Consider the following 25,826-nt stretch of genomic DNA (forward strand, 5'->3'; position numbering starts at 1 on the left):
ATGTTCGACGGGGTTCTTCCTGCGTGATGGTGCATCACTTCCGCCACGCGGAGAGGGGCTGAATTATCCAGATTGCGCGAAAAATTTCAACCTGCTTTGATGGGCTTCTATTGCCAAGGAGTGTCTAACCGATGGAATACCGCCAGCTCGGCCGTACCGACCTCAACGTCAGCGCCCTGTGCCTGGGCACCATGACCTGGGGCGAACAGAACGTCCAGGCCGAGGCCTTTGAACAGATTGCCCGGGCCAAGGCCGCCGGGGTCAACTTCATCGACACCGCCGAGATGTACCCGGTGCCGCCTCGCCCGGAAACCTACGCCGCTACCGAACGCATCATCGGCAACTGGTTCAAGACCAACGGCGATCGCGATGACTGGGTCCTGGCCAGCAAGGTCGCTGGCCCCGGCAACGGCATCAGCCACATCCGCGACGGCCAGCTCAAGCACAACCGCCAGCACATCGTCGCGGCGCTGGAAGAAAGCCTCAAGCGCCTGCAGACCGATCGCATCGACCTGTACCAGCTGCACTGGCCGGAACGCAGCACCAACTTCTTCGGCAAGCTGGGCTACCAGCACCTGCCGCAGGATCACTTCACCCCGCTGGAAGAAACCCTCGAAGTGCTCGACGAACAGGTGCGCGCGGGCAAGATCCGCCACATCGGCCTGTCCAACGAAACCCCGTGGGGCACCATGAAGTTCCTGCAACTGGCCGACAGCCGTGGCTGGCCACGGGCGGTGTCGATCCAGAACCCGTACAACCTGCTCAACCGCAGCTTCGAAGTGGGCCTGGCCGAAGTGGCCATTCGCGAGCAATGTGGCCTGCTGGCCTATTCCCCACTGGCGTTCGGCATGCTGTCGGGCAAGTACGAGAACGGCGCACGCCCGGACCACGCCCGCCTGACCTTGTTCAGCCGCTTTGCCCGTTACTCCAACCCGCAGACCGTGGCCGCCTGCAGCCGCTACGTGCAACTGGCCCGTGAGCACGGCCTGGACCCGGCACAAATGGCCCTGGCGTTCGTTACCCGGCAGCCGTTCGTCACCAGCAACATCATTGGCGCAACCAACCTGCAACAACTGGACAGCAACCTGGCGAGCCTTGATCTAAGCCTGAGCGATGAGCTACTGGCAGCGATCGAAGCCATACACCAGGCGCAGCCGAACCCGGCGCCTTGAGCTAAAAAAGGGCTGCTTCGCCGCTCAATCCCTGGCAAAGCAGCCCCGCTGCTACGCGGGGTAGACACAATCGCCAAAAAATAAGACGATCCAGCCGGTGATTGACCACTCTACCCTATAAGAACAATGACAATGATGTTTACCCAACCCCCCGCGTCGCTGCGGCGCGTCAGCATCCTGGCCATTGACAAGGTGTTCGCTTCTACCTTGATGCAGGCCAAGGACTTCTTCCACCTCGCCAGCCTGCGCTACAGCAAGCAGCTGGGCCTGGGCTTGCAGCCGATGTTCGAGATCCGCCTGGTGAGCCCCGACGGCCAACCCGTGGACAGCTTCAGCAATGTACAGCTACCGGTCGACGGAGGCCTGGACGATGCCGATGTGATCATCCTGCCGGCCTACTGGGACGACTTCGACAACCTGTTGCAACATTATCCACAGGTGCTGCCGTGGCTGCGCGAACAGCATGCGCGCGGCGCGGTGCTGTGCGCCGAGGCCAGCGGTGTATTCTGGCTGGCCGAGTCCGGCCTGCTCGACGGCAAGGAGGCGACCACCTACTGGCGCTTCTTCAGCAGCTTTGCCGAACGCTTCCCGAAGATCCGCCTGAACCAGGACAAGCACCTGACCGACGCCGACAATATCTATTGTGCCGGCGGAGCCACTTCGGCCTGCGACCTGTATATCTACCTGATCGAGCGGTTCTGCGGCGCCAACGTGGCGCGGGCCGTGTCGCGCGACATCCTCTATGAAGTGCAGCGCAACTACACCCCGGGGCGCATGGGCTTTGGCGGGCAGAAACTGCACCAGGACCTGATCATCCTGCAGATCCAGCACTGGCTCGAAGAGCACTTCGCCGACAAGTTCCGCTTCGAGGATGTGGCCCGCAACCACGGCATGAGCATCCGCAACTTCATGCGCCGGTTCCAGGGCGCAACGGGTGACAAGCCGCTGCACTACCTGCAACGGCTACGCATCGAGACAGCCAAGGGGTTGTTGTCAAGCACGCGCAAGAGCATCAAGACCATCAGCTATGAGGTCGGTTATGACGATGCCAGTTTCTTTGCGCGCTTGTTCCGCCAGCACACCGAGCTGTCGCCGAACCAGTATCGCCAGCAGTTCATGCAAGAGGCTTGAGGGCCGCGGGGCTGCGCTGCAGCCCTGTCGCGACACAAGGCCGCCCCTCAATGGCCTGCGTACGCCGACCCATGCAGGAGCGACCCCAAAGCTCTCAAGGCTTGTGTGCGCGAGACAGGAACTCGTGCGACTGCATCTCCAGCAACCGGCTCAGGGTACGCTGAAACTCGAAGGCCAGACGACCACCGGTATACAGGTCCTTCAGCTCCACCTCAGCCGAAATGATCAGCTTGACGTTACGGTCGTAGAACTCGTCGACCATGTTGATGAAGCGGCGGGCAATGTCGTCGGTGGTGACACTCATCTGTTCGACGTTGCTCAGCAGCACGGCATGGAAAATCTTGCCCAGTTCGATGTAGTCGTTCTGGCTGCGCGGGCCGTCGCACAGGGCGCGGAAATCGAACCAGGCGACGTCGTCGCAAGTACGCAGCGCATGGATCGGGCGGTTCTCGATCATCAGCACGTCGTCCTCGACCGCCTGGGTGCACTCAGGGGTCAGTGCCTTGAAGCTGGCACGCATGCTCTGGTGCGCCGCATCGTTGAGCGGGTAGTGGAACAGCTCGGCCTGCTCCAGGTGGCGCAGACGGTAGTCGACCCCACTGTCGACGTTCACCACATCGGTGTACTGCTTGATCATGGCGATCGCCGGCAGGAAGCGCGCACGCTGCAGGCCGTCCTTGTATAGGCCGTCCGGCACGATGTTGGACGTGGCCACCAGCGATACACCGTTCTTGAACAGCTCTTCCATCAGGGTGCCGAGGATCATCGCGTCGGTAATGTCCGAAACGAAGAATTCGTCGAAGCAGATCACCTTGGCTTCTTCGCTGAAGCGCTTGGCGATGAGGGTCAGCGGGTTCTTCTCGCCCTTGAGGGTTTTCATTTCCTCGTGCACACGCTTCATGAAGCGGTGGAAGTGCGTACGCATCTTCTGCTTGAACGGCAGCGCTTCGTAGAAGGTATCGACCAGGTAGGTCTTGCCTCGCCCTACCCCACCCCAGAAATACAGGCCCTTGACCGGGGTCTGCTCTTTCTTGCCGAACAGCTTGCCGAATACGCCCGGCTTGTTGTTCTGCGCCTGTACCAGGTCGTCGTACAGGCGCTGCAGGTGACGCACCGCAGTTTCCTGCGCCGCGTCATGGAAGAAGTCGGGACGTTTCAGATCTGCTTGATAGCGTTCTAAGGGAGTCATGATTCGTTAGCGAGGCAACAAAAAACGGGCCGTCACTGTAGCGACAGGCCCGCTTTATGGCAATCAGACTTGCGTCAATATGCCTCAGCCTTGCTGTGGTGCCAGGGCCTCACGCAGGCTTTGAATAGCTGCATCACGGGCTTCAGCACTGTCGTACTGCGGCCCTTCGGCAACCTGCTCACCGTTCAGCCACAGGGCGAAGCCCAGGCCTTCAAGACGCACATCGGCCTCACCACCCTGCTGCAGCTGCTTGCTCAACGCACCGGCACTCTTGCCGTCGGCAAAGCTGCGCGACAGCAACAGCTGCTCGCCGTCGGCGGCCAGCAGGCGGAAGCGGAAGCTGCCATCTTCGTCACGGAAGCTGACGAACCGTGCGCTCTTCGCGGCCTTTTTCTTCACTTCGGCGCTGGCCTGCACGCTGCTGCGGAACGAACGCAGGCCAACCGCCTCGCGCAGTTGCTCGAGGAACGGTGTGGCAATCTTGCGGGCCTTGGCAGCGCCAGCCAGCAGGATGTCTTCGAGGTCCGCCGGGCGGGCGATCAGCTGATGGTAATACTCGCGCTTCTCGGCCAACTGGCCATCGAGCAGCTGGAACAGGCGCTGCTTGGCATCGCCCCAGCCCAGCCCCTCTAACAGCTCATCGCGGAAGCCGGCGCATTGCTCCGGCGTCGAGAAGGCCTGATACAGGGTGAACAGGTGCGAATTGTCTGGGTCTTTCGCCTCGCCCGGGGCACGCGAATCGGTGACGATGCGGGAGATGGCGTCTTTCATGTCCTTGGCGCTGGTGAACAACGGGATGGTGTTGTCGTAGCTCTTGGACATCTTGCGCCCGTCCAGGCCCGGCAGGGTTGCGACGCTTTCTTCGATCACCGCCTCTGGGAGGGCGAAAAAGTCCTGGCCTTGGCCAAACAGGTGATTGAAGCGCTGGCCGATGTCGCGGGCCATTTCCACGTGCTGGATCTGGTCACGGCCGACCGGCACCTTGTTGGCATTGAACATCAGGATGTCTGCGGCCATCAGTACCGGGTAGCTGAACAAGCCCATGGTCACGCCGGCATCCGGGTCTTCGCCCGCTTCAACGTTCTTGTCCACCGAGGCCTTGTAGGCGTGTGCGCGGTTGAGCAGGCCCTTGGCCGCAACGCAGGTCAGCAGCCAGGTCAGCTCGGGGATTTCAGGGATATCGGACTGCCGGTAGAAGGTTACCTTGTCCGGGTCCAGGCCACCGGCCAGCCAGGTGGCGGCGATTTCCAGACGCGAGCGCTGGATGCGCAGCGGGTCATCGCACTTGATCAGGGCGTGGTAGTCGGCCAGGAAGTAGAACGAGTTGACACCGGGCTGCTGGCTGGCACGGATCGCCGGGCGGATGGCGCCGGCGTAGTTGCCCAGGTGCGGTGTGCCGGTGGTGGTGATACCGGTAAGAATGCGCGTGGTCATGGGTGTTCGCTTATTCAGGCTTGGCTCAGTTCGAAAGGCGCGGCAGCAGCAGATCCTTCAGATCGGTCAGCTTGCCATGGAAGAAGTGTCCGCATTCTGCCACTTTCAGCAGCTCATGGGGGCGCCCCAGTGCGTCGGACCATGCGTAAACCAGCTGCGGATCGACGACTTCGTCGGCATCAGGCTGCACCACCGCGATCGGGCAGCGCTGCGGTAGCGGGAAGTCGGCGGTCAGGCGCATCACCGCCGGGGCGATCATGAACAACTGCTGCACGGCCACGCCACGGGCTTCCAGGCGACCAGCCAGGCTGGTGGCGACGAAGCCACCGAACGAGAAGCCCATCAGCACCAACGGCAACCCAGGATGCTTGGCACGCAACCAGGCCGCCGCCGCCTCGGCATCGGCCACCTCGCCAGCCCCCATATCATGGCTGCCGGCACTCTGGCCGACGCCGCGGTAGTTGAAGCGCAGGGTCACATAGCCGGCATCACGGGCGGTGCGCTGCAGTGTCGAGACCACCTTATTGAGCATGGTGCCGCCCTGGACCGGGTTGGGATGGCAGATCAGCACCGCGCCACGGGCATCGGCCACGTCCAGGTACAAGGCTTCCAACTGGCCGCTGGGGCCATCGATGAACAAGGGGGTTTCGCGGACAAGCAAGGCACTACTCCGTGACCTCGGGGAGGGTCTATTCGTCTAGGTGAGGAATTCTGTTCTGATTTGCGATCGCTCGCGGTATACAGCGCAGGTCTGAGCCGTTAACGTAAAGCAAAGCCGTTTATAGAGGAAGGACTCGTGGAACTCTCGCTCCTTGTTTGGTTGTTGCCGACCCTGGCCCTGGTCATCGGTGTGGTGGTTGGTTTCGTCGTGGCCCGCCTGCTGCCCAACGCGGCGCCTAGCAGCACCCAGCGTCAGCTGGACGAAATGCAGAAACGTTTCGACAGCTACCAGAACGAAGTGGTGACCCACTTCAACAGCACTGCAGTACTGGTCAAGAAGCTGACCCAGAGCTACCAGGATGTCCAGGATCACCTGGCCGACGGCGCCAACACCCTGGCGCTCGACGAACTGACCCGCCAGCGCTTGCTGGCCGCGCTGCACTCCGAAGGCACTCAGGGCCCGCGTGACCGCCTGACCCCGCCGAAGGACACTGCCGAAGTGCCACGCGACTACGCGCCGAAGGTACCTAACTCGCCGGGCATGCTCGACGAGAGCTACGGGCTCAAGCGTTGATCGATTGCCAAGGAGGAGTGGGCTAGCCCCTCCTCCTGTTTCACCCCTCCAGACACACCTGCCACCCACAAGGCGTAGCCTTCGTACCCCATCTCAGGCCGCATTTCCTGCTGCCGGACGCTCTAGCACTTCCACATCCTGCATAAGTCCCTCAACCCGGAGCAGACCTATGCTGACTTATCGACAACGCTCTTTCATTGCCACCGTCGAAGCCGTAGATGGCACGATGCACTTCCTCGACCAACTGCACGGCGGGCCCGCCGAACTGGAAAAGACGCCACCCAACAAATCTGGCCCCCTGACCTCAGGCGGCCTGGCGATGGCCGGATTTGCCGGCCGAATGTTCCGCATCAACGCCCTCAGGCGGTCGAGGAACCAGGCCAACACTCAGAAAGCCCCTGCGCCGGCCAAACAACCTGCCAAGCGGGACCAGTCGTTTTACCTGGGCCATGTCCCGGACACGCTGGAACTTCCCCCTTTGAGCCTCTACTTCCGCCGCGTGGATAATGGCTACCGGCTGTTCGTCCGCTCCAGGTGCGCTTCGGGCTCGCGCTTTACATACATGATGAGGACTGCGTGGGTGCCTTCCGTTCACCGCTCAATGGTGCCTACCCGACGCTTTTTGACTTGCTTGACACCAATAACTCGCGAATTTCCTTCGAGGACCTCGACGACCAGGCGATCGTGCGCCTGGCGCCAGCAGGCAGACAGGAACCCCTCATGCTGCGCACCTTCAACGGGATCCCGTTCACCTATATCTGCAAGAAGGGCCAGCAACCCCTTGAGTTGCGCCTGAACATCGTTGAGAGAAACGCCGCTTACCTCAATCACCCAGACGAGGTTTAATGCGAGCACTAACACGCCGTGGCAGGGCCACGATGCGGCCCCATGGTGCCACCAAGGCTTGACTGACAGGCATCAGGGGGTGGCTGCGACCTGGCAGCAAGCCTGCAATGCCTGCTCGACATCCGCCAGCAGGTCCTCGGCATCCTCCAGCCCTACTGACAACCGCACCAAGCCCTCGGAAATTCCGTGATGCGCCCGTTCTTCGGGCGTATAGCTGGAATGGGTCATGCTCGCCGGATGCTGCGCCAGGGATTCGGCATCACCCAGGCTCACCGCCCGGGCAAACAGTTGCAGCGCATTCATGAAGCGCCGCCCAGCCTCGACCCCGCCTTTGAGCTCGAAAGCGATCATCCCGCCCGGCATGCGCATCTGCCGTTTCGCCAGTTCGTACTGGGCGAACGACGCCAGCCCCGGATACTGGATCAGCTCCACCTGGGGCTGGCGCTCCAGAAACTCGGCAACCTGCTGGGCATTGGTGCAATGACGATCCATGCGCAGTGCGAGCGTCTTGATACCCCGCATCAACAGCGAGGCATCGTGCGGTGACAGCACCGCCCCCGTCATGTCCTTGAGGCCCTCAAGGCGAATCCGGTCTATCAGCGCCTTGCGTCCGATCACCAGCCCGGCCGTGACATCACCGTGGCCGCTGAGGTATTTGGTCGCCGAATGCACCACCAGGTCGGCACCCAGTTCCAGCGGCCGCTGCAGATAGGGCGTGCAGTAAGTGTTGTCGACCACGATGTGCAGGTCATGCCCTTGCGCCGCCTCCGCCACCGCCGCGATATCGACCAACTGCATGTTCGGGTTCGCCGGGGTTTCGAAGTAGATCATTCGCGTCTTGTGGTTGATCGCCGCTTTTAGCGCCTTGCTGTCATTGAGGTCCACATGGCACACCTTCACCCCAAACTCACCGATGCCATGGTGCATGAACGCGAAGGTGCAGCCATACACCGTGCGCCCGACGATGAGCTCGTCACCTGGCCGCAACAAGGTCCACAGGGTCGAGGTGACAGCCCCCATGCCCGACGCCAGGGCCAGGCCTGCCTCTCCTCCCTCCAGTGAGGCCATGCGCTGCTCCAGCAAGGCCAGGGTCGGGTTGGAAATGCGACTGTAGACGTGCCCGCCCTCCTCGCCGGCAAAGCACGCCGCGCCGTATTCGACGCTAGGGAAGGCATAAGTTGAAGTCTGGTAAACCGGTGGCACCAAGGCGCCGCCGTGGGAAAGCGGGTCGTAGCCATGGTGTATGGCCCGGGTCGAAAAACCGGTGTTGTTATGGGAGTCGCGCATGGCAACAGCCTCTGGTGGTTTGTTATAAGCTTATGCCACCGAGCTGCCTTATTTTTTCCAAAATTACCCACGCACTTGCGTTTGCTTTGAAAAGAAAACAACAAATACAACATAAGGAGGGCAAATCATGCCTTCAAGCCTCGACCGCACCGACCGCGCCCTGCTTGCTGCGCTGCAACACAACGCCCGCCTGACCGTTGCCGAACTCGCCGACCAGGTTGCCCTGACCACCTCGCCCTGCTGGCGACGGGTCAAGCTGCTGGAAGACAACGGCTACATCACCGGCTACCAAGCCATCCTTTCGCCAAAATCGCTGGGGTTCGGCGTGACTGCATTTGTCAGCATCATGATGGACTCGCACACCAAGGACATGGCGCTGGCGTTCGAACAGCGGCTCATGGAAATTCCCGAAATCGTTGCCTGCCACAACATCTCCGGGCGCTATGACTTTCTGCTGGAGATTCTGGCGCGGGACCTGGAGTCGTTCGGGGAATTCACCCGCGAGGTGCTGCAGCGCTTGCCAGGGGTGAAGGAGATCTACTCGAGTTTTTCCTACAAGGCGGTGAAGGAGAAACGGGTGATACCGGTGTCGGAACAACACATCTGAGACAGATCCTTCCGAGCACCACGAAGCTTCCTACTGATTGACAGGCTGCCGCTGACATACCGCAAATTCGATGTACGTAAACCTAGTCCATGTGGTGATTCGGAGAACCTACATGGCACGGGACAACACGTATTATCTGGATGAAGCACTGTACATCAGCGCGCAAGCACCCACCGGTACTGAACTGCGTTTTATTGGTGGTGGGGGTGGGGGTGGGCCGGGCGCAGGTGGCTGGGGGCTAAGCGATGGTTATCCACGCGGCACCAGTCCAACCAAAAATGATATTGCTCGGGTTATTTCCACGCGCCGGGTGCTGACAGAAGAGTTTCGAATCATCGAGAAGGACTATTCAGACAAGTATGCGCATGACATAAAACAGCTTCCTGAAACTATAAACGCGCTCAAAGCCCAGATCAAAGCCGAAGCGAGCAGTACAAACCGCGCGGCATCAACACTCTTTACAGAGCAACAAATCCTATCGTCGCGCATCAGCCAGATTCGTGATGGTTATCTGCAGATTTTACCCGACGCCAACAACTACTTTGGCGTACCCGCCTTCTACAAGCGGGGCGACTCAATGATGAGCCGGTTTCTAGACCCGGGTTTCTTCGCAGCAACCACAGGCCAGGAATTAGGTGTGGAATGGGCCACAAGGCTGCAGAAGTCCTGGGAGGGTACGTACCGTTTACACCTGGAAGCTCAGAAGCACCAAGCATTGGCAGACGAACTTCAAGCACTGGCAAGCCAGGTAGATCAGGAAGAACTCAGCCAGCAACCGCTGGATTTGTTGCAGGTGATTGCGCGTAGAACAGCGCAGATCCACACAGAGCGACAAATACATTTCGATTGTTTACCTAATGTCCTTCAGCATGAGCTGGGGCAAACGGTCATCGATGACGCATTCACGCTTGCCCAAACCTTCAGTGCCTACCTGGCGACCGCTGATGCCCTAGTGCAGGCCAAGCAGTCGCAAATCCCGCCGTATCGAGATCAAAACCCGCGCATCAACGGCCCTCTGTCGAAGCCTCAACTTGAAGGGCTTTTGCATCTGGTCGATGAGCAACGGCTACGCCGGGCAGGCCCCCGCTGGCAGGAATACCACCTGGCACTGGCATTAACCGAATCGGTTAGATTTCTGGGGGTATATGCGGGTGCCACGCAGAACCTGATGCAGCGCGCGGCTGAAGTGGAAAACCTCAAGGCTCGACTCGCTGCACAGGAAGAAGCCGCACGCCAGCAGGCCGAAGCCGAGCGCTTGGCTGCAGAAGCCGAGCGGCAAAGGCAAGAGTCGCTGCGGCGTAATATCTCTTATATCAATGAAGCGCGTTTAGCGGGATCGACGCCAGCCGTAATCCCGATTGGTATAGCAACATTCGCGGTGGCCGAAACGCCTTATAAGGCTTTGAGCGAAGCGATCACAACGGCGATTTCCCGCCTCGTTGCGACTACCATCTCCTCGCTTGCGGTAGGCACCCTCGCGATGGCCTGGCCATCAACGCTGGGTAACAGTGAGCGTAGGTAACTGATCAGCACCCCCCTAGCCAGCCTTACGCCGCCCGGCGGGCCAGACCTTGCAACCTTGGCTCTGTCATCAACCAGCATCGACTTACCGTATTTGCTGGCAGGGGCGGAGCATGACAACGGCCTGGATCTGTATGTGGTGCCTGGGGGCAGGCCAGTACCGGTGCGCACGGCGACATTCGACACTGAACGCCTGGTCTACAGCCTTGCACTGGAAAATCCGCAGCGGATTCTGACCTGGACACCGGCCAACGCGCCGGGTGGTGAAGCCGGAAGCTCCACCAGCTTGCCGCAAGTCCCACCCGGCACCGTTGTTTACACCGGCAGCAGCCTGGACCCTGTCATTACCGAGCAGGAGGGTTACCCCGCACTCGATCTGCTGGATCAGGAACGGCTGATCATCACCTTCCCCATGGACTCCGGATTCCCGCCTATTCTGGTGGTGTTCAAGAGCCCGAGATATGAGCCGGGTATTGCCATGGGCTCAGGCGCGCAGATCGATGGTATCTGGCTTGGGGACATAACCAGGGAAACCGGAGCAAAAATCCCGACACAAATTGCAAATGCGCTGAGGGGAAGAGAGTTTGGAGATTTCGATGCATTCAGAACCGCATTCTGGAAGGCGATATCCGATACACAAGAGTTTTCTAGCCAGTTCAATGATGCAAACAGAAGTCTCATCGCAAAAGGTCGCGCGCCCAAAGCGCGCGACAAAGATCACCACAAAGGTCACGCAACCTTCATACTCCACCACGTGATTCCAATTTCCGAAAACGGAGCTGTATACGACGTAGACAACTTAAGAGTAGTCACGCCAGCGGCGCATCACGACATTCACTACGGAGCTTCCGAATGAGTCAAAAAAGCACAATCTCCGAATATACAGAGCTTGAATTCTTGAATTTTATCAAATCAATAATCAACCCACCAGACAACGTAAGCGATCAAGAGCTTGATGCACAAATCATGCTATTCAAGGCTTTGAGCGAGCACCCCAACGGTTCAGACCTAATATATTGGCCTGAGGCAGGCGGTCTTGATACACCGGAAGAAATTCTACGCACAATAAAAGTGTGGCGTGCAGCCAACGGCAAGCCAGGATTCAAACCAGAATGAATCCGACACCCCGCTTACGCGGGGTACAGATTGTCCATCTGGGCCTGACCGAATTGGGTGGGCTGATGTACGGCCCTGAAAACCTGCGGATCATGAGCGCCATGGAGTATGTACTATCATCGGAGTCTCCATGGTGATCATTCAGAAACATTGCCTTGCAGACTATTCATACTCGGAGTTCCATTCGATTGTCGAAGAATTGATACATACGACAGGTTCTCCCGCCTTGGCAGGATCGGCTGCATGAGTGAAAAAACCAAACTTTCTGACTATACCGAAAACGAATTCTTGGCACTCATAATTGAAATCCACAGAGCCAACTTGGAAGAACCCGATCACGTACTGGGGGGACTTCTTGATCATTTTTCAAAAATCACTGAACACCCCTCAGGCTACGATCTTTTGTACAGACCAAACCCAAAGGAAAATGGTAAACCTGAAAAAGTACTAGAAATAGTCAAGCAATGGCGGCTAGCCAGCGGTAAAGACGGTTTCAAGCCCAGCTAACACGAGCAAGGCCCTGAACTCTGAGGGCCTTTTCGCCTGAACTGAGCAATAGAAAAACCCCGCCGAAGCGGGGTTCTCCATGCAGGCTCGCGCTTAAATTGCGCCCCGCTGACGCAGCACGTCCAGCACCTGTTTCACGCCCTCGTCCACACTGGTGGTCTGGGTATCGATCACCAGGTCGGCGTCCAGCGGCACATCGAACGGGAAGCTTTCACCCGGGATGTTGTCGCCACCGGCAGCGTACAGGCCCTGCGGGTCACGCTCGCGGCAGGCCAGCGGCGAGGCCTGGACGTAAACGGTCACCAGGCGTTCCTTGCCGATCAGCGCCTTGGCCTGTTCGCGGCCTTCGGCATCCGGGGCCACGAATGCAGCAAGGGTCAGCATACCGGCTTCGTTGAACTGGCGCGCCACGTGGGCGGCACGGCGCCAGTTTTCGGTGCGGCCGGCGCGGTCCTGTGGCAGGCCCTTGTTCAGGTCGTGGCGCAGGTTCTGGCCATCGAGCACGTATACCGCACGGCCCATGTCGAACAGCTTGCGCTCCACGGCATAGGCCAAGGTGCTCTTGCCAGCGCCGGACAGGCCGCTGAACAGCACGGTGGCTGGCTGCTGGCCGAAGCGCAGGGCGCGTTCTTCAGTGGATACGTGGGCCTGCTTGCCATGCTGACCGGTGCTGCCATGGGGCAATACTGGCTGGGCGATGATCATGCCGGCGCCGACGGTGCCGTTGGTCAGGCGGTCGATGACGATGAACGCGCCAGTGGTGCGGTTGCTGTCGTAACCGTCCAGGGCAATGGCGCTGTCCAGAGACACCTTGACGCGGCCAATCTCGTTCAGTTGCAGGGCGCTGGCAGCGTCCTTCTCGAGGGTGTTCACATCCACCTTGTGGGTGATGCTGGCAATCGAGCCCGGCACATAGCTGGTAGCGCGCTTGATGTCGTACTTCTTGCCCGGGAGCATCGGCTCCTCGGCCATCCACACCAGCATGGCGTCGAACTGGTCGGTGACCGGCGGAACGTTGTCGGCGTGTACCAGCAGGTCACCACGGGAGATATCGATCTCGTCTTCCATGGTCAGGGTCACGGCCTGGCCTGGGCCGGCGTTTTCCAGTTCACCTTCGTAGGTGACGATGGATTTGACCCGGCTGCTCTTGCCCGACGGCAGCACGACGATTTCGTCACCCTTGTGTACCACGCCGCTGGCGAGGGTACCGGCGAAGCCGCGGAAGTTCAGGTTCGGGCGGTTGACGTACTGCACCGGGAAACGCAGGTCGGTGAAGTTGCGGTCGGCCGAAACCTCGACGGTTTCAAGGATTTCCATCAGCGTCGGGCCGGTGTACCACGGCGATTGCTCGCTGTGATTGACCACGTTGTCGCCCTTGAGGGCCGACATCGGCACAAAGTGCAGGCTGCTCGGGGTCAGGTTGATCGCTTCGGCAAATTTCAGGTAATCGGCCTTGATCGACTCGAACACACCTTCGTCGAAGCCCTTGAGGTCCATCTTGTTGACGGCGACCACGATGTGCTTGATACCCAGCAACGAGGCGATGTAGCTGTGCCGGCGGGTCTGGGTCTGCACGCCATAGCGGGCATCGACCAGGATGATCGCCAGGTCGCAGGTGGACGCGCCAGTGGCCATGTTGCGGGTGTACTGCTCGTGGCCAGGGGTATCGGCAATGATGAACTTGCGCTTGGCTGTGGAGAAGTACCGGTAGGCGACATCGATGGTGATGCCCTGCTCGCGCTCGGCCTGCAGCCCGTCTACCAGCAGCGCCAGGTCGACTTCTTCGCCGGTGGTGCCGGACTTTTTCGAGTCACGGGTGATGGCCTCGAGGTGGTCCTCGTAGATCATCTTGGAATCGTGCAGCAGGCGCCCGATCAGGGTGCTCTTGCCATCGTCAACGTTGCCACAGGTCAGGAAGCGCAGCAGTTCCTTGCGCTCATGCTGGGCCAGGTAGGCGAGGATGTCCTCGCTGATCAGATCAGATTGGTGCGACATGGAGTAACCCTGAAATTAGAAGTAGCCTTGGCGTTTCTTGTCTTCCATGGAACCGGCGCCATCGTGGTCGATGACACGGCCCTGGCGTTCGGACGTTCGGGTCAGGAGCATTTCCTGAATGATGTCCGTCAGGGTCTCGGCTTCCGACTCGACAGCGCCCGTCAGCGGGTAGCAGCCGAGGGTACGGAAACGCACCTTCTTCTTGACGATACGGGCTTTCTCTTCCTCGGAGAGGTGCTCGAGAATGCGCTCGTCGTCGATCATGATCAGGGTGCCATTCTTCTCGATAACTTCACGCTCGGCGGCGAAGTACAGCGGCACGATCGGGATGCCTTCAAGGTAGATGTACTGCCAGATGTCCAGCTCGGTCCAGTTAGACAGGGGGAAGACACGGATCGACTCACCCTTGTTGACCTTGCCGTTGTACACGTTCCACAGCTCGGGGCGCTGGTTTTTTGGGTCCCAGCGGTGCTTGCTGTCACGGAACGAGTACACACGCTCCTTGGCCCGCGACTTCTCTTCGTCGCGGCGCGCGCCGCCGAAGGCAGCGTCGAAACCATGCTTGTCCAGCGCCTGCTTCAGGCCCTGTGTCTTCATGATGTCGGTGTGCTTGGAGCTGCCATGGGTGAACGGGTTGATACCCTGCGCCACACCCTCAGGGTTGACGTGGGTGATCAACTCCAGGCCCATTTCCTCGACCATCTTGTCGCGGAAGCTGTACATCTCCTGGAATTTCCACTGGGTGTCGACGTGCATCACCGGGAACGGCAGCTTGCCCGGGAAGAAGGCCTTGCGCGCCAGGTGCAGCATCACGGCGGAATCCTTGCCGATCGAGTACAGCATCACCGGGTTGTCGAACTCGGCGGCCACCTCGCGGATGATGTGGATGCTCTCCGCCTCCAGCTGTTTCAAGTGCGTCAGTTTGTCGACCATGGCTACTCACGAAAAACGATCTTATGGACGGCCTGCGGGCCGTGTTCGAGCGAGCCACTTTATCACAGCGGCTGCTTCTATTTAGGAGGCTGGCTAGATCGAAAGCGTCTAACGATATGACTGGGGGTTTGGGGCGGCAACCCGGCCGCTTCGCAGGTGAAACCGCCCCGGCAAGGCCGGTGTGGAAGCAACTGGCTTGCTCAATTTCTAGAATCTAGCGCGATCCCATGTGGGAGCGGGCTTGTCCCGCGAACACGGGCGAAGCCCGTGCCATACACCGTGTTGGATGCTTCGCGGGGCAAGCCCGCTCCCACAGGTTACCCCCGCAGGCTTGAGGCTGATGCAGTACCAGGGGAAACAACTGGCTTGCTCAATTTCTAGAATCTCGCGCAATTCGACTGTGGGAGCGGGCTTGTCCCGCGAACACCGGCGGAGCCGGTGCCATCCACCGTGTTGGATTCTTCGCGGGACAGGCATTCAGCTTGCCATTCACCGCTCTCACTCCAGATTCTAATTTCCCCATCAAGACACAATCGGGTTGACCCGCGAAGGGGAGACACCGCCATCAGATGGGATTCGGACAATCGATGAACAGGTGCTCCAGGGCAAACCGCCGCGCCAGGCAGTCGCCCAGGGCCTGCACGCCGTAGCGCTCGGTGGCATGGTGCCCGGCAGCAATGAAGCTGACGCCATTCTCGCGCGCACTGTGGTAAGTCTGCTCGGACGCCTCGCCGGTCAGGTACAGGTCCACCCCGGCGGCAATCGCCGTGTCGATATAGCCCTGCCCGCCGCCTGTGCACCAGCCCACGCGGCGGATCATTGCGTCGCCCTCGACCAGTAACGGCTCACGCCCCAGCACCTCTTGCACCCGCCGGGCAAAATCACGCGCGGGCATCGGCTCGGCCAGCGAACCGACCAGGCCGACCACCTTGGGGTTCTCCGGGTCCAGCGGCCCTTCGACGGTGATGTCCAGTTGCCGGGCCAACTGCACGTTGTTGCCTACCTCTGGGTGTACATCCAGCGGCAGGTGGAACGCCAGCAGGCTGATATCGTTGCTCAACAAGGTTTTCAGGCGGCGCTGACGGATGCCGGTAACGCACGGGTTCTCACCCTTCCAGAAGTAGCCATGGTGCACCAGCACCAGGTCGGCCTCTGCTTCGACCGCGGCATCCAGCAATGCCTGGCTGGCGGTAACGCCGCTGACGATGCGGCTGACATGGGGCCGGCCTTCGACCTGCAGGCCGTTGGGGCAATAATCCTGGATCTTCGCGCTGCCCAGGTAACGCTCGGCTTCCTCAACCAGGGTGGTTAGTGCGACGGCCATGAAAATCTCCTCGAAAACTGCGCTTTTCACGGGCACAACGCAGATCGAACGCCCGTATAATGCCGGCCATTATGGGCCGTCGCCGGCACTGGGGGAACCGGTGTATGATCGCGCGCGTTCATGCCCCACCGCGCGGCCCCTGGCCCCGCTCTTTCCAGGATTCGTTCATGTTCAAGGCTTTGCGTTACTTTGGCTGGCCCCTGCTTACCGGCGTTCTGATCGCCATGCTGATCATCCAGCGTTTCCCGGAATGGGTCGGCCTGCCCAGCCAGGACGTCAACCTGCAGCAGGCACCGCAGACCACGCGGATCATGCAAGGCCCGGTGTCATACGCCGACGCCGTGACCCTGGCCGCCCCGGCGGTGGTCAACCTGTACACCACCAAGGTGGTGAACAAGAGCGCCCACCCACTGTTCGAAGACCCGCAGTTCCGCCGCTTCTTCGGCGACAACCTGCCCAAACAGCGCCGCTGGGAGTCGAGCCTGGGTTCGGCGGTGATCATGAGCCCCGAGGGCTACCTGCTGACCAACAACCACGTCACCAGCGGCGCCGACCAGATCGTCGTGGCCCTGAAGGATGGCCGCGAAACCCTGGCCCGGGTGATCGGCAGCGACCCGGAAACCGATCTGGCGGTGCTGAAAATCGACCTCAAGAGCTTGCCGGCGATCACCATCGGTCGCTCGGACAACATCCATATCGGCGACGTGTCACTGGCCATTGGCAACCCGTTCGGCGTCGGCCAGACCGTGACCATGGGCATCATCAGCGCCACCGGTCGCAACCAGCTGGGGCTGAACAACTACGAAGACTTCATCCAGACCGACGCAGCGATCAACCCGGGCAACTCCGGCGGCGCACTGGTCGATGCCAACGGCAATCTGATCGGCATCAATACGGCAATCTTCTCCAAGTCTGGTGGTTCACAGGGCATCGGCTTCGCCATCCCGGTGAAACTGGCGCTGGAGGTGATGAAGTCCATCGTCGAGCACGGGCAGGTGATTCGTGGCTGGCTGGGTATCGAGGTACAGCCGCTGAGCCAGGAACTGGCCGAGTCGTTCGGCATGAAGGACCGCCCGGGCATCGTGGTGGCGGGTATCTTCCGCGAAGGGCCGGCGGCCAAGGCCGGGCTGCAACTGGGTGACGTGATCCTGAGCATCAATGGCGAGCCGGCCGGTGACGGGCGCAAGTCGATGAACCAGGTGGCGCGAATCAAGCCCAATGAGAAGATCACCATCGAAGTGATGCGCAACGGGCAGCAGTTGAAGCTGGTGGCTGAGGTGGGGCTGCGACCGCCGCCGGCGCCGGCTGCCAGCCAGGAAGAGAGATAAAACCGGGGCCGCATTGCGGCCCTCCGCGGGCACGCCCGCTCCCACAGGATTCACGCAGGCTCCAAAGCCAGCGCTAAACCTGTGGGAGCGGGCGTGCCCGCGAAGGGCTGCTGCGCAGCCCAAACAGCATCAATGCAGGATCTGGCTCAGGAACAACCTGGTCCGGTCGCTGCGCGGCCGGTCGAAGAAGTCATCCGGCGCTGCCTGCTCCACAATCTCGCCCTTGTCCATGAAGATCACCCGGTTCGCCACGGTGCGGGCAAAGCCCATCTCGTGGGTCACGCAGAGCATGGTCATGCCATCCTCGGCCAGGCCTACCATGGTATCGAGCACTTCCTTGACCATTTCCGGGTCCAGTGCCGACGTGGGTTCGTCGAACAACATGATCTTCGGCTTCATGCACAACGCCCGGGCAATCGCCACACGCTGCTGCTGACCACCGGACAACTGCCCCGGGTACTTGTGCGCCTGCTCGGGAATACGCACCCGCTCCAGGTAATGCATGGCAATTTCCTCGGCCTTGCGCCGAGGCATCTTGCGCACCCACATCGGCGCCAGTGTGCAGTTTTCCAGAATGCTCAGGTGCGGGAACAGGTTGAAGTGCTGGAACACCATGCCCACCTCACGGCGGATGGCCTCGATCTGCTTGAGGTCGTTGGTCAGCTCCACCCCATCGACCACAATGCGCCCCTGCTGGTGCTCTTCGAGGCGGTTGAGGCAGCGGATGGTGGTGGACTTGCCCGAGCCGGACGGCCCGCACAGCACGATACGCTCGCCTTGGCGCACGTTCAGGTTGATGTCCTTGAGCACATGGAACTGGCCGTACCACTTGTTCACACCCTGCATCTGGATGATGCCTTCGGGGCCGGCAGGCTGCTTGATCGCTTCACTCATTTCGAAACTCCTAACGCTTGTGGCCAGTGTCCAGCTTGCGCTCCAGGTGCATGGAGTAGCGGGACATACCGAAACAGAAAATCCAGAACACCAGGGCGGCGAACACGTAGCCCTCGGTAGCCATGCCCAGCCAGGCCGGGTCGGCGGCGGCTTGCTTGACGCTGTTCAGCAGGTCGAACAGGCCGATGATGATCACCAGGCTGGTGTCCTTGAACAGGGCAATGAAGGTGTTGACGATGCCGGGGATCACAAGCTTCAGCGCCTGCGGCAGGATCACCAGCCCCATCGAGCGCCAGTAGCCAAGGCCCATGGCCGCGGCGGCTTCGTACTGGCCCTTGGGGATGGCCTGCAGGCCGCCGCGTACCACCTCGGCGATGTACGCCGACTGGAACAGGATCACGCCGATCATCGCCCGCAGCAGCTTGTCGAAGCTCATGCCTTCGGGCAGGAACAACGGCAGCATCACCGACGACATGAACAGCACGGTAATCAGCGGCACGCCGCGCCAGAACTCGATGAAGGTCACGCATACCACTTTCACGGCCGGCATCCTCGAACGCCGGCCCAGTGCCAGCAGGATGCCCAGCGGCAAGGCGCCAACGATGCCCACGGTGGCGATCACCAGGGTCAGCATCAGCCCGCCCCATTGGCTGGTCGGTACGTTTTCCAGGCCCAGGTACCCACCGTGCAGCAGGGTATAGGCCAGTACCGGGTACAGCACCAGGAAGCCCAGACCGTAGAAGGCTTTGCGCGGGAAACGCTTGATGAACAGCGGCGCGGCGCCGAGCACGGCCAGCCACACGGTCAGGTCCACACGCCAGCGCAGCTCGGCCGGGTAATAGCCGTACATGAACTGGCCAAAGCGCTGCTGCACGAACACCCAGCAGGCGCCCTCCTTGGTGCAATCGGCGCGCGTCGTGCCGACCCAGTTGGCATCGATCAACGCCCACTGCAGCAACGGCGGCACGATCAGCCACACCAGGTAGATGGCGAACAGGGTCAACAGTGTGTTGAGCCAGCTAGAGAAAAGATTGGCACGCATCCATGCGAGCACGCCGACGGTTTTCACCGGTGGCGGCATATCGGGTTTGAAAACATGGGCATTCACGGGCGTATCCTCACCGCTCGATCAGCGCAATGCGCTTGTTGTACCAGTTCATCAGCAGCGAAATGCTGATGCTGATGGCGAGATAGACACTCATGGTGATAGCGATCACCTCGATGGCCTGGCCGGTCTGGTTGAGCACGGTTCCGGCGAACAGCGAGACCATTTCCGGGTAGCCGATACCTGCCGCCAGCGAAGAGTTCTTCGCTAGGTTCAGGTATTGGCTGGTCAGCGGCGGAATGATCACCCGCAGTGCCTGGGGAATGATCACCTTGCGCAGGGTCGGGCCCTCGCGCAGGCCCAGCGAGCGCGCCGCTTCGGTCTGGCCATGGCTGACCGAACGGATACCGGAGCGCACGATCTCGGCGATGAAGGCTGCCGTATAGATAGTCAGCGCCAGGGTCAGCGCCAGCAACTCGGGGATCAGCACCCAGCCACCGACAAAGTTGAAGCCTTTGAGCTGCGGCACTTCCCAGCTGACCGGGCTGCCGAACAGCAACACGCTCAGCCCTGGGATGACGATGAACAGCGCCAGGCCCACCCAGAACTTGTGGAACGGCACGCCGGTCTCGTCGAAGCGCTTGTTGGCGAAGCGCACCATCAGCACGATCGCGACAATCGCTACTGCCAGGGCCACCACGAATGGCCAGAAACCGTCGGCCATCGACGCGCCAGGCATGTTCAGGCCGCGGTTGCTGATGAAGAACATGTCGTCGATGTTGATGCTGCCCCGCGGTCCCGGCAGGGTCAGGAACACGGCGAAGTACCAGAACAGGATCTGCAGCAACGGCGGAATGTTGCGGAAGGTTTCCACATACACGGTTGCCAGTTTGCTGATCATCCAGTTCGGTGAAAGGCGCGCCACACCAATGATGAAGCCCAGGATCGTCGCCAGGATGACGCCGATGAAGGTGACCAGCAGGGTGTTGAGCAGGCCGATGACGAACACCCGCGCATAACTGTCGGATTCCACATAGGGGATCAGGTGCTGGGCGATGCCGAAGCCGGCGCTGCGGTCGAGGAAGTCGAAGCCCGAGGTGATACCCCGGTGTTGCAGGTTGGTTTGCGTGTTGTGGAACAGGTACCAGCCCAGGCCGACCACGAAAACGATCGTGAGGATCTGGAACAACCACGCGCGCACACGCGGATCGTTAAGGGACAAGCCCTTGGGTGCGCCGATTTGATTTTGCATGAAGTGCCCCGGACAGTAGGGATTCGAACAGCCTGCGGCGGCGGGATGCCGCCGCAGGGTGCAACCATCAGCGCACAGGTGGCGCGTACTGGATGCCGCCGTTGTTCCACAGGGCGTTCATGCCACGGTCGATCTTCAGGTCGGTGCTCTGGCCCAGGTTCTTCTCGAACACTTCGCCGTAGTTGCCGACTTGCTTGACGATCTGCACTACCCAGTCTTTGGGCAGCTTGAGGTCCTTGCCGTATTCACCGTCGCCACCCAGCAAGCGGGCGACGTCCGGGTTCTTGGTGGACTTGGCTTCAGCCTCGACGTTCTTCGAGGTGATGCCCGCCTCTTCGGCGTTGAGCATGGCGAACAGGGTCCACTTGACGATGCTGAACCACTCCTCATCGCCTTTACGCACCACTGGGCCCAGAGGTTCCTTGGAGATGGTCTCAGGCAACACCACGTATTCAGTCGGCGCGGCCAGCTTGGAGCGCTGGGCGAACAGCTGCGACTTGTCCGAAGTCAGCACGTCGCAACGGCCGGACTCCAGCGACTTGGCGCTCTCGTCAGAGGTGTCGAAGGTAATCGGGGTGTACTTCAGGCCATTGGCACGGAAGAAGTCCGACACGTTCAACTCGGTGGTGGTACCGGCCTGGATGCAGATGGTTGCGCCATCGAGTTCCTTGGCGCTGGAAACACCGAGCTTCTTGTTGACCAGGAAACCGACGCCGTCATAGTAAGTGACACCGGCAAATACCAGGCCCATGCCGGCATCGCGCGAGCTGGTCCAGGTGGTATTGCGCGACAATACGTCGACCTCGCCCGACTGCAGGGCAGTGAAGCGTTCCTTGGCGTTGAGCTGGCTGAACTTGACCTTGGTCGCGTCGCCGAACACGGCGGCGGCCACGGCGCGACACACATCGGCATCGATACCGACGATCTTGCCCTGCGCATCAGGTACCGAGAAGCCCGGAAGACCATCGCTCACGCCACACTGGACGAAGCCCTTCTTCTTGACCGCATCATAGGTGGCGCCGGCCTGGGCATTGCTCACGGCGCCCAGCGCGGCGGCAGCGGTAAGGACTGCCAGGGTGGTTTTCAACACATTCATTCACTACCTCCAAATCGCTCTTGTTGTATCGAGCCGGAATTGCACCGCACCCTTTTGAGGCATGTCCGACCCGTATTGGCTTGTTATTGGGTCAATTGGCGCAATGGACTGTTCTATGACAGCCTTCGCTTACAAAGGGTGTTACCGTCACGGCCTGCCCTTTGCATCACAGGATGAATTGCAAAGCGCGTACCAAATTTTCTGGCTGTAGCGTTTAAGCGCTCGTCAAGTAGGGAAAGTTGTATCGTTGCGACATTCTTTTTCCGACAATCATTTCCAGCGCCTTCTTTTAACGCATGCCATAACAAGACCCGCACACTTTCGGAGCAGTCATGACCAACCCGCTGATTCTCGAACCACAGAAAACCGCTGACGCCTGTGTGATCTGGTTGCACGGTCTGGGGGCCGACCGTTACGACTTCCTACCTGTGGCCGAATTCATGCAGGAGCGCCTGGCCAGCACGCGCTTCATCATGCCCCAGGCACCGACCCGCCCGGTGACCATCAATGGCGGCTACGCCATGCCCAGCTGGTACGACATCAAGGCCATGACCCCGGCCCGCGCCATCGACGAAGCGCAACTGGAAGAATCGGCCGAGCAAGTGGTTGCGCTGATCAAGGCTGAGCAGGCCAAGGGCGTCAGCCTGTCGCGGATCTTCCTTGCCGGTTTCTCCCAAGGTGGCGCAGTGGTGCTGCACACTGCTTATATAAAGTGGCAAGAAGCACTGGGCGGGGTAATCGCCCTGTCCACCTACGCTCCGACCTTCAACGACCAGCACCAGTTGAGTGCTTGCCAGCAGCGCACCCCGGCCCTGTGCCTGCATGGCGTCCACGACCCGGTAGTGATCCCCTCGATGGGCCGCACGGCCTTCGAGTACCTCAACACCTGGGGTGTGGCCGCCCGCTGGCATGAGTACCCGATGGAACACGAGGTGGTGGTCGAAGAACTGCAGGACATCCACGACTGGCTGGCCAAGCAACTGCAATAAGCGGTGACCGCCTGTAGTTGTAGGGCTATTCCACTACGCCGCGCCCGAATCTTGCATTACACTGCCCGGCGTACATTCCTTAACCAGTTGATGAGATGATCGTGCTCAAGGCACTCAAGAAAATATTCGGCAAGGGAGACGCTGCGCCACAGGCCGTCGCTCCGGCAGCCAGCGTGACGCCGCCTGCGCCTGCGCCCGCCCCCGCCAGCGAGGCCCGGCCGGCAACCAAACCGGCCGCCCAACGCGCCAACCCCACCCCCAAGGCAGAACAGCCTGCCGCCGTTACGCCAGTTGCCGACAACCCAGCCAGGGACAAACCGCGTCGCGAGCGCAAGCCCAAGCCGCAGGCCAGCCTGTGGAAGCCGGAAGACTTCGTGGTCGAGCCGCAGGAAGGCAAGACCCGCTTCCACGACTTCAAGCTGTCCAACGAGCTGATGCACGCCATCCACGACCTGGGTTTCCCGTACTGCACACCGATCCAGGCGCAGGTACTGGGCTTCACCCTGCGTGGCCAGGACGCCATTGGCCGGGCCCAGACCGGTACCGGAAAGACGGCGGCGTTCCTTATATCGATCATTTCGCAGTTGCAGCAGACGCCACCGCCCAAGGAACGCTACATGGGCGAGCCACGTGCGCTGATCATCGCACCAACCCGCGAGCTGGTGGTACAGATAGCCAAGGATGCCGCGGCCCTGACCAAGTACACCGGCCTGAACGTGATGAGCTTCGTTGGCGGCATGGACTTCGACAAGCAGCTCAAGGCCCTGGAAGCGCGCCACTGCGACATCCTGGTGGCCACCCCGGGCCGCCTGCTGGACTTCAACCAGCGCGGCGAAGTGCACCTGGACATGGTCGAGGTGATGGTGCTGGATGAAGCCGACCGCATGCTCGACATGGGCTTCATCCCGCAAGTGCGCCAGATCATTCGCCAGACCCCGCCGAAAAGCGAGCGCCAGACCTTGCTGTTCTCCGCGACCTTCACCGAAGACGTGATGAACCTGGCCAAGCAGTGGACCACCAACCCGGCCATCGTCGAGATCGAGCCGGAGAACGTGGCCAGCGAAACGGTCGAGCAACACGTGTATGCGGTGGCCGGCAGCGACAAATACAAGTTGCTGTATAACCTGGTGACCCAGAACAAGTGGGAACGGGTAATGGTGTTCGCCAACCGCAAGGACGAAGTGCGGCGCATCGAGGAAAAACTCGTGCGCGACGGCATCAATGCCGCCCAACTGTCGGGCGACGTGCCGCAGCACAAGCGTATTCGTACCCTGGAGAACTTCCGCGAAGGGCGCATCACCGTATTGGTCGCCACTGACGTGGCAGGTCGTGGCATTCATATCGATGGCATCAGCCACGTGATCAACTTCACCCTGCCGGAAGACCCTGACGACTACGTGCACCGCATTGGCCGCACCGGGCGTGCGGGAGCCGATGGCGTGTCGATCAGCTTTGCCGGGGAAGATGACTCCTATCAGCTGCCGGCGATCGAAGAGCTGCTGGGCCGCAAGATCAAATGTGAAATGCCGCCGGATGAGTTGCTCAAGCCGGTGCCGCGCAAGCATCACTGACGATCAGCGGGGTATACGCCCTGTGGGAGGATGGCACGGGCTTCGCCCGTGTTCGCGGGACAAGCCCGCTCCCACAGGGGTCGCGCTAGATTTCTAGAATTTGAGCCCACAAAGGATCGGTGGCGCCTGGACTACCAGCGCCCCGCCGCATCCTGGTCACTCTGCTTGCCTTCCACCCACCGTGGTCCTTCCTGGGTATTCTCCTTCTTCCAGAACGGCGCCCGGGTCTTCAGATAGTCCATGATAAAGTTGCAGGCATCGAACGCCGCCTGCCGGTGAGCACTGGCTACCCCGACAAACACGATCGGCTCGCCCGGCTGTAGCGCGCCAATACGGTGCAATACCTCCACCTTCAATAGCGGCCAGCGCTGTTCAGCTTCGACCACGATCTTTGCCAGGGCTTTTTCGGTCATGCCAGGGTAGTGCTCAAGGAACATCCCCGCGACGTCGCGGCCATCGTTGAAATCCCGCACATAGCCGACAAAACCGACCACCGCGCCCACGCCCACGTTGGCCGCATGCATGGCATTGACCTCGGCCCCTGGGTCGAACGCGCTTTCCTGCACTCGCACTGCCATGTTCAGCCTCCGGTCACCGGCGGGAAAAACGCCACTTCATCGCCCTCTTCCAGCGGTTCATCAAGCTTGCACAGTTCTTCGTTGCGGGCGCACATCAGGTTCTGCTCGGCCAGCAGTTCATACTGCCCGCCCTTGCCCCGCAATGCCTGGCGCACATCATCGATTACCTTGAAATCGCCTTCCACGCGCTCGGCATCCACACCCAGGAGCTCGCGATAACGGGCGAAATACATCACCTTGACCTTCATCATGCCTGCACCTTGTAGTGGCCGCTCTTGCCGCCCAGTTTTTCCAGCAGGCGCACCTGCTCGATCACCATGCCTTTATCCACAGCCTTGCACATGTCATAGATAGTCAGCGCCGCAACGCTGGCAGCGGTCAGCGCCTCCATCTCCACGCCAGTCTGCCCGGCCAGCTTGCAGCGGGCGACGATACGCACGGCGTCCGCGCCGTCGGCGCTGAGTTCGACTTTGACGCTGGTCAGCATCAGCGGATGGCACAGCGGGATCAGGTCGCTGGTCTTCTTCGCCGCCTGAATCCCGGCAATGCGCGCCACAGCGAACACGTCGCCCTTGGGGTGTTCACCATCGACGATCATCTGCAAGGTCTGCGGCAACATGCGCACTCGCGCCTCGGCAGTGGCCTCGCGCTCGGTCACGGCCTTTTCAGTGACGTCGACCATGTTGGCCCGCCCCTGGGAATCAAGATGTGTCAGCACTGCTCTGCTCCTGTGAAGGGAACCCGCAGTGTAAACCTGTGGGTCAGGTTTGAGCAGAG

26 protein-coding genes are annotated in these 25,826 nt (G+C 60.7%); 12 read left to right on the plus strand and 14 right to left on the minus strand.

Features of this window, described 5'->3' with window-relative positions:
• Positions 1–131: 131 nt before the first annotated feature.
• Together E8E68_RS15300 and E8E68_RS15305 are read left to right on the plus strand one after the other, a co-directional pair.
• Positions 132–1,172 (plus strand): NADP(H)-dependent aldo-keto reductase, encoded by a 1,041-nt coding sequence (locus E8E68_RS15300; protein ID WP_266031874.1) that lies wholly within the window; start codon positions 132–134, stop codon positions 1,170–1,172.
• 210 nt (positions 1,173–1,382) lie between these two features.
• A complete protein-coding gene (locus E8E68_RS15305) occupies positions 1,383–2,303 on the plus strand; it encodes a GlxA family transcriptional regulator (protein WP_177410697.1) in 921 nt (306 codons plus the stop codon).
• Positions 2,304–2,397: 94 nt separating this feature from the next.
• Here the strand turns inward: E8E68_RS15305 and zapE are convergent, their stop codons facing one another.
• The 3 genes from zapE to E8E68_RS15320 all read right to left on the minus strand — a co-directional run bounded on the left by zapE (position 2,398) and on the right by E8E68_RS15320 (position 5,587).
• On the minus strand, positions 2,398–3,492 hold the full coding sequence (gene zapE, locus E8E68_RS15310; protein ID WP_280342615.1) for a cell division protein ZapE: 1,095 nt from the start codon (positions 3,490–3,492) through the stop codon (positions 2,398–2,400).
• 84 nt (positions 3,493–3,576) lie between these two features.
• On the minus strand, positions 3,577–4,926 hold the full coding sequence (locus tag E8E68_RS15315) for a tryptophan--tRNA ligase (protein WP_280342618.1): 1,350 nt from the start codon (positions 4,924–4,926) through the stop codon (positions 3,577–3,579).
• Between the two features lie 25 nt (positions 4,927–4,951).
• The gene (locus E8E68_RS15320; protein WP_266031876.1) at positions 4,952–5,587 is read right to left on the minus strand and encodes an alpha/beta fold hydrolase; all 636 of its coding nucleotides are present in this window, start codon (positions 5,585–5,587) and stop codon (positions 4,952–4,954) included.
• Between the two features lie 135 nt (positions 5,588–5,722).
• Between E8E68_RS15320 and E8E68_RS15325 the strand changes: the two genes are divergently transcribed.
• Together E8E68_RS15325 and E8E68_RS15330 are read left to right on the plus strand one after the other, a co-directional pair.
• Entirely contained in the window at positions 5,723–6,160 is a 438-nt protein-coding gene (locus E8E68_RS15325; protein WP_266031877.1) for a DUF1043 family protein, read from the plus strand.
• A 576-nt stretch (positions 6,161–6,736) separates the two neighbouring features.
• A complete protein-coding gene (locus E8E68_RS15330; RefSeq protein ID WP_280342621.1) occupies positions 6,737–7,006 on the plus strand; it encodes a hypothetical protein in 270 nt (89 codons plus the stop codon).
• Between the two features lie 72 nt (positions 7,007–7,078).
• Here the strand turns inward: E8E68_RS15330 and E8E68_RS15335 are convergent, their stop codons facing one another.
• Positions 7,079–8,293, minus strand: coding sequence for a methionine gamma-lyase (locus E8E68_RS15335; protein ID WP_266031879.1), 1,215 nt, complete (start codon positions 8,291–8,293; stop codon positions 7,079–7,081).
• Between the two features lie 127 nt (positions 8,294–8,420).
• Here E8E68_RS15335 and E8E68_RS15340 point away from each other — a divergent pair, with 127 nt between their 5' ends.
• From E8E68_RS15340 to E8E68_RS15360, 5 genes are all read left to right on the plus strand, one after another.
• On the plus strand, positions 8,421–8,900 hold the full coding sequence (locus tag E8E68_RS15340) for an Lrp/AsnC family transcriptional regulator (RefSeq protein ID WP_110742588.1): 480 nt from the start codon (positions 8,421–8,423) through the stop codon (positions 8,898–8,900).
• Between the two features lie 112 nt (positions 8,901–9,012).
• A complete protein-coding gene (locus E8E68_RS15345; protein WP_280342624.1) occupies positions 9,013–10,422 on the plus strand; it encodes a hypothetical protein in 1,410 nt (469 codons plus the stop codon).
• Positions 10,423–10,479: 57 nt separating this feature from the next.
• Positions 10,480–11,277: an S-type pyocin domain-containing protein gene (locus E8E68_RS15350; RefSeq protein WP_280342627.1), complete on the plus strand. Its 798-nt coding sequence runs from the start codon at positions 10,480–10,482 to the stop codon at positions 11,275–11,277.
• A complete protein-coding gene (locus E8E68_RS15355; protein WP_110742586.1) occupies positions 11,274–11,537 on the plus strand; it encodes a bacteriocin immunity protein in 264 nt (87 codons plus the stop codon). The genes E8E68_RS15350 and E8E68_RS15355 overlap by 4 nt, the downstream gene beginning before the upstream one ends.
• A gap of 243 nt (positions 11,538–11,780) precedes the next feature.
• Positions 11,781–12,044, plus strand: coding sequence for a bacteriocin immunity protein (locus E8E68_RS15360; RefSeq protein WP_266032319.1), 264 nt, complete (start codon positions 11,781–11,783; stop codon positions 12,042–12,044).
• Between the two features lie 93 nt (positions 12,045–12,137).
• On the opposite strand, the gene cysN is transcribed toward E8E68_RS15360, so the two are convergent.
• The 3 genes from cysN to E8E68_RS15375 all read right to left on the minus strand — a co-directional run bounded on the left by cysN (position 12,138) and on the right by E8E68_RS15375 (position 16,296).
• Entirely contained in the window at positions 12,138–14,039 is a 1,902-nt protein-coding gene (cysN, locus tag E8E68_RS15365; protein WP_110742584.1) for a sulfate adenylyltransferase subunit CysN, read from the minus strand.
• 15 nt (positions 14,040–14,054) lie between these two features.
• Positions 14,055–14,972 carry a sulfate adenylyltransferase subunit CysD gene (cysD, locus tag E8E68_RS15370; RefSeq protein ID WP_003251799.1) on the minus strand — a complete coding sequence of 306 codons (918 nt, stop codon included), beginning with the start codon at positions 14,970–14,972 and terminating at the stop codon, positions 14,055–14,057.
• Positions 14,973–15,537: 565 nt separating this feature from the next.
• Positions 15,538–16,296: a Nif3-like dinuclear metal center hexameric protein gene (locus E8E68_RS15375; protein ID WP_266032318.1), complete on the minus strand. Its 759-nt coding sequence runs from the start codon at positions 16,294–16,296 to the stop codon at positions 15,538–15,540.
• Positions 16,297–16,463: 167 nt separating this feature from the next.
• On the opposite strand from E8E68_RS15375, the gene algW reads away from it, so the two are divergent.
• Positions 16,464–17,624, plus strand: a complete 1,161-nt coding sequence (gene algW, locus E8E68_RS15380) for a Do family serine endopeptidase AlgW (protein ID WP_280342634.1) — start codon at positions 16,464–16,466, stop codon at positions 17,622–17,624.
• 129 nt (positions 17,625–17,753) lie between these two features.
• On the opposite strand, the gene E8E68_RS15385 is transcribed toward algW, so the two are convergent.
• From E8E68_RS15385 to E8E68_RS15400, 4 genes are all read right to left on the minus strand, one after another.
• On the minus strand, positions 17,754–18,518 hold the full coding sequence (locus E8E68_RS15385; protein ID WP_016498022.1) for an amino acid ABC transporter ATP-binding protein: 765 nt from the start codon (positions 18,516–18,518) through the stop codon (positions 17,754–17,756).
• 10 nt (positions 18,519–18,528) lie between these two features.
• Positions 18,529–19,626 carry an amino acid ABC transporter permease gene (locus tag E8E68_RS15390; RefSeq protein WP_266032316.1) on the minus strand — a complete coding sequence of 366 codons (1,098 nt, stop codon included), beginning with the start codon at positions 19,624–19,626 and terminating at the stop codon, positions 18,529–18,531.
• Between the two features lie 10 nt (positions 19,627–19,636).
• Entirely contained in the window at positions 19,637–20,815 is a 1,179-nt protein-coding gene (locus E8E68_RS15395) for an amino acid ABC transporter permease (RefSeq protein ID WP_266032315.1), read from the minus strand.
• Positions 20,816–20,882: 67 nt separating this feature from the next.
• Positions 20,883–21,911, minus strand: a complete 1,029-nt coding sequence (locus E8E68_RS15400) for an amino acid ABC transporter substrate-binding protein (RefSeq protein ID WP_110742579.1) — start codon at positions 21,909–21,911, stop codon at positions 20,883–20,885.
• A 332-nt stretch (positions 21,912–22,243) separates the two neighbouring features.
• Between E8E68_RS15400 and E8E68_RS15405 the strand changes: the two genes are divergently transcribed.
• Positions 22,244–22,900: an alpha/beta fold hydrolase gene (locus E8E68_RS15405; protein WP_266032314.1), complete on the plus strand. Its 657-nt coding sequence runs from the start codon at positions 22,244–22,246 to the stop codon at positions 22,898–22,900.
• Positions 22,901–23,001: 101 nt separating this feature from the next.
• Positions 23,002–24,471 carry an ATP-dependent RNA helicase RhlB gene (rhlB, locus tag E8E68_RS15410; RefSeq protein ID WP_110742891.1) on the plus strand — a complete coding sequence of 490 codons (1,470 nt, stop codon included), beginning with the start codon at positions 23,002–23,004 and terminating at the stop codon, positions 24,469–24,471.
• A 131-nt stretch (positions 24,472–24,602) separates the two neighbouring features.
• Here the strand turns inward: rhlB and moaE are convergent, their stop codons facing one another.
• Genes moaE through moaC form a run of 3 tightly spaced genes read right to left on the minus strand, consistent with a single transcriptional unit; the run spans position 24,603 to position 25,767 of the window.
• A complete protein-coding gene (moaE, locus tag E8E68_RS15415; protein WP_280342641.1) occupies positions 24,603–25,049 on the minus strand; it encodes a molybdopterin synthase catalytic subunit MoaE in 447 nt (148 codons plus the stop codon).
• Positions 25,050–25,051: 2 nt separating this feature from the next.
• A complete protein-coding gene (gene moaD / locus E8E68_RS15420) occupies positions 25,052–25,297 on the minus strand; it encodes a molybdopterin converting factor subunit 1 (RefSeq protein WP_280342797.1) in 246 nt (81 codons plus the stop codon).
• Positions 25,297–25,767: a cyclic pyranopterin monophosphate synthase MoaC gene (moaC, locus tag E8E68_RS15425; protein ID WP_201201984.1), complete on the minus strand. Its 471-nt coding sequence runs from the start codon at positions 25,765–25,767 to the stop codon at positions 25,297–25,299. The genes moaD and moaC overlap by 1 nt, the downstream gene beginning before the upstream one ends.
• Positions 25,768–25,826 lie beyond the last annotated feature (59 nt).

The organism is Pseudomonas sp. BN607, assembly GCF_029871175.1.
Taxonomy (GTDB): Bacteria; Pseudomonadota; Gammaproteobacteria; order Pseudomonadales; family Pseudomonadaceae; genus Aquipseudomonas.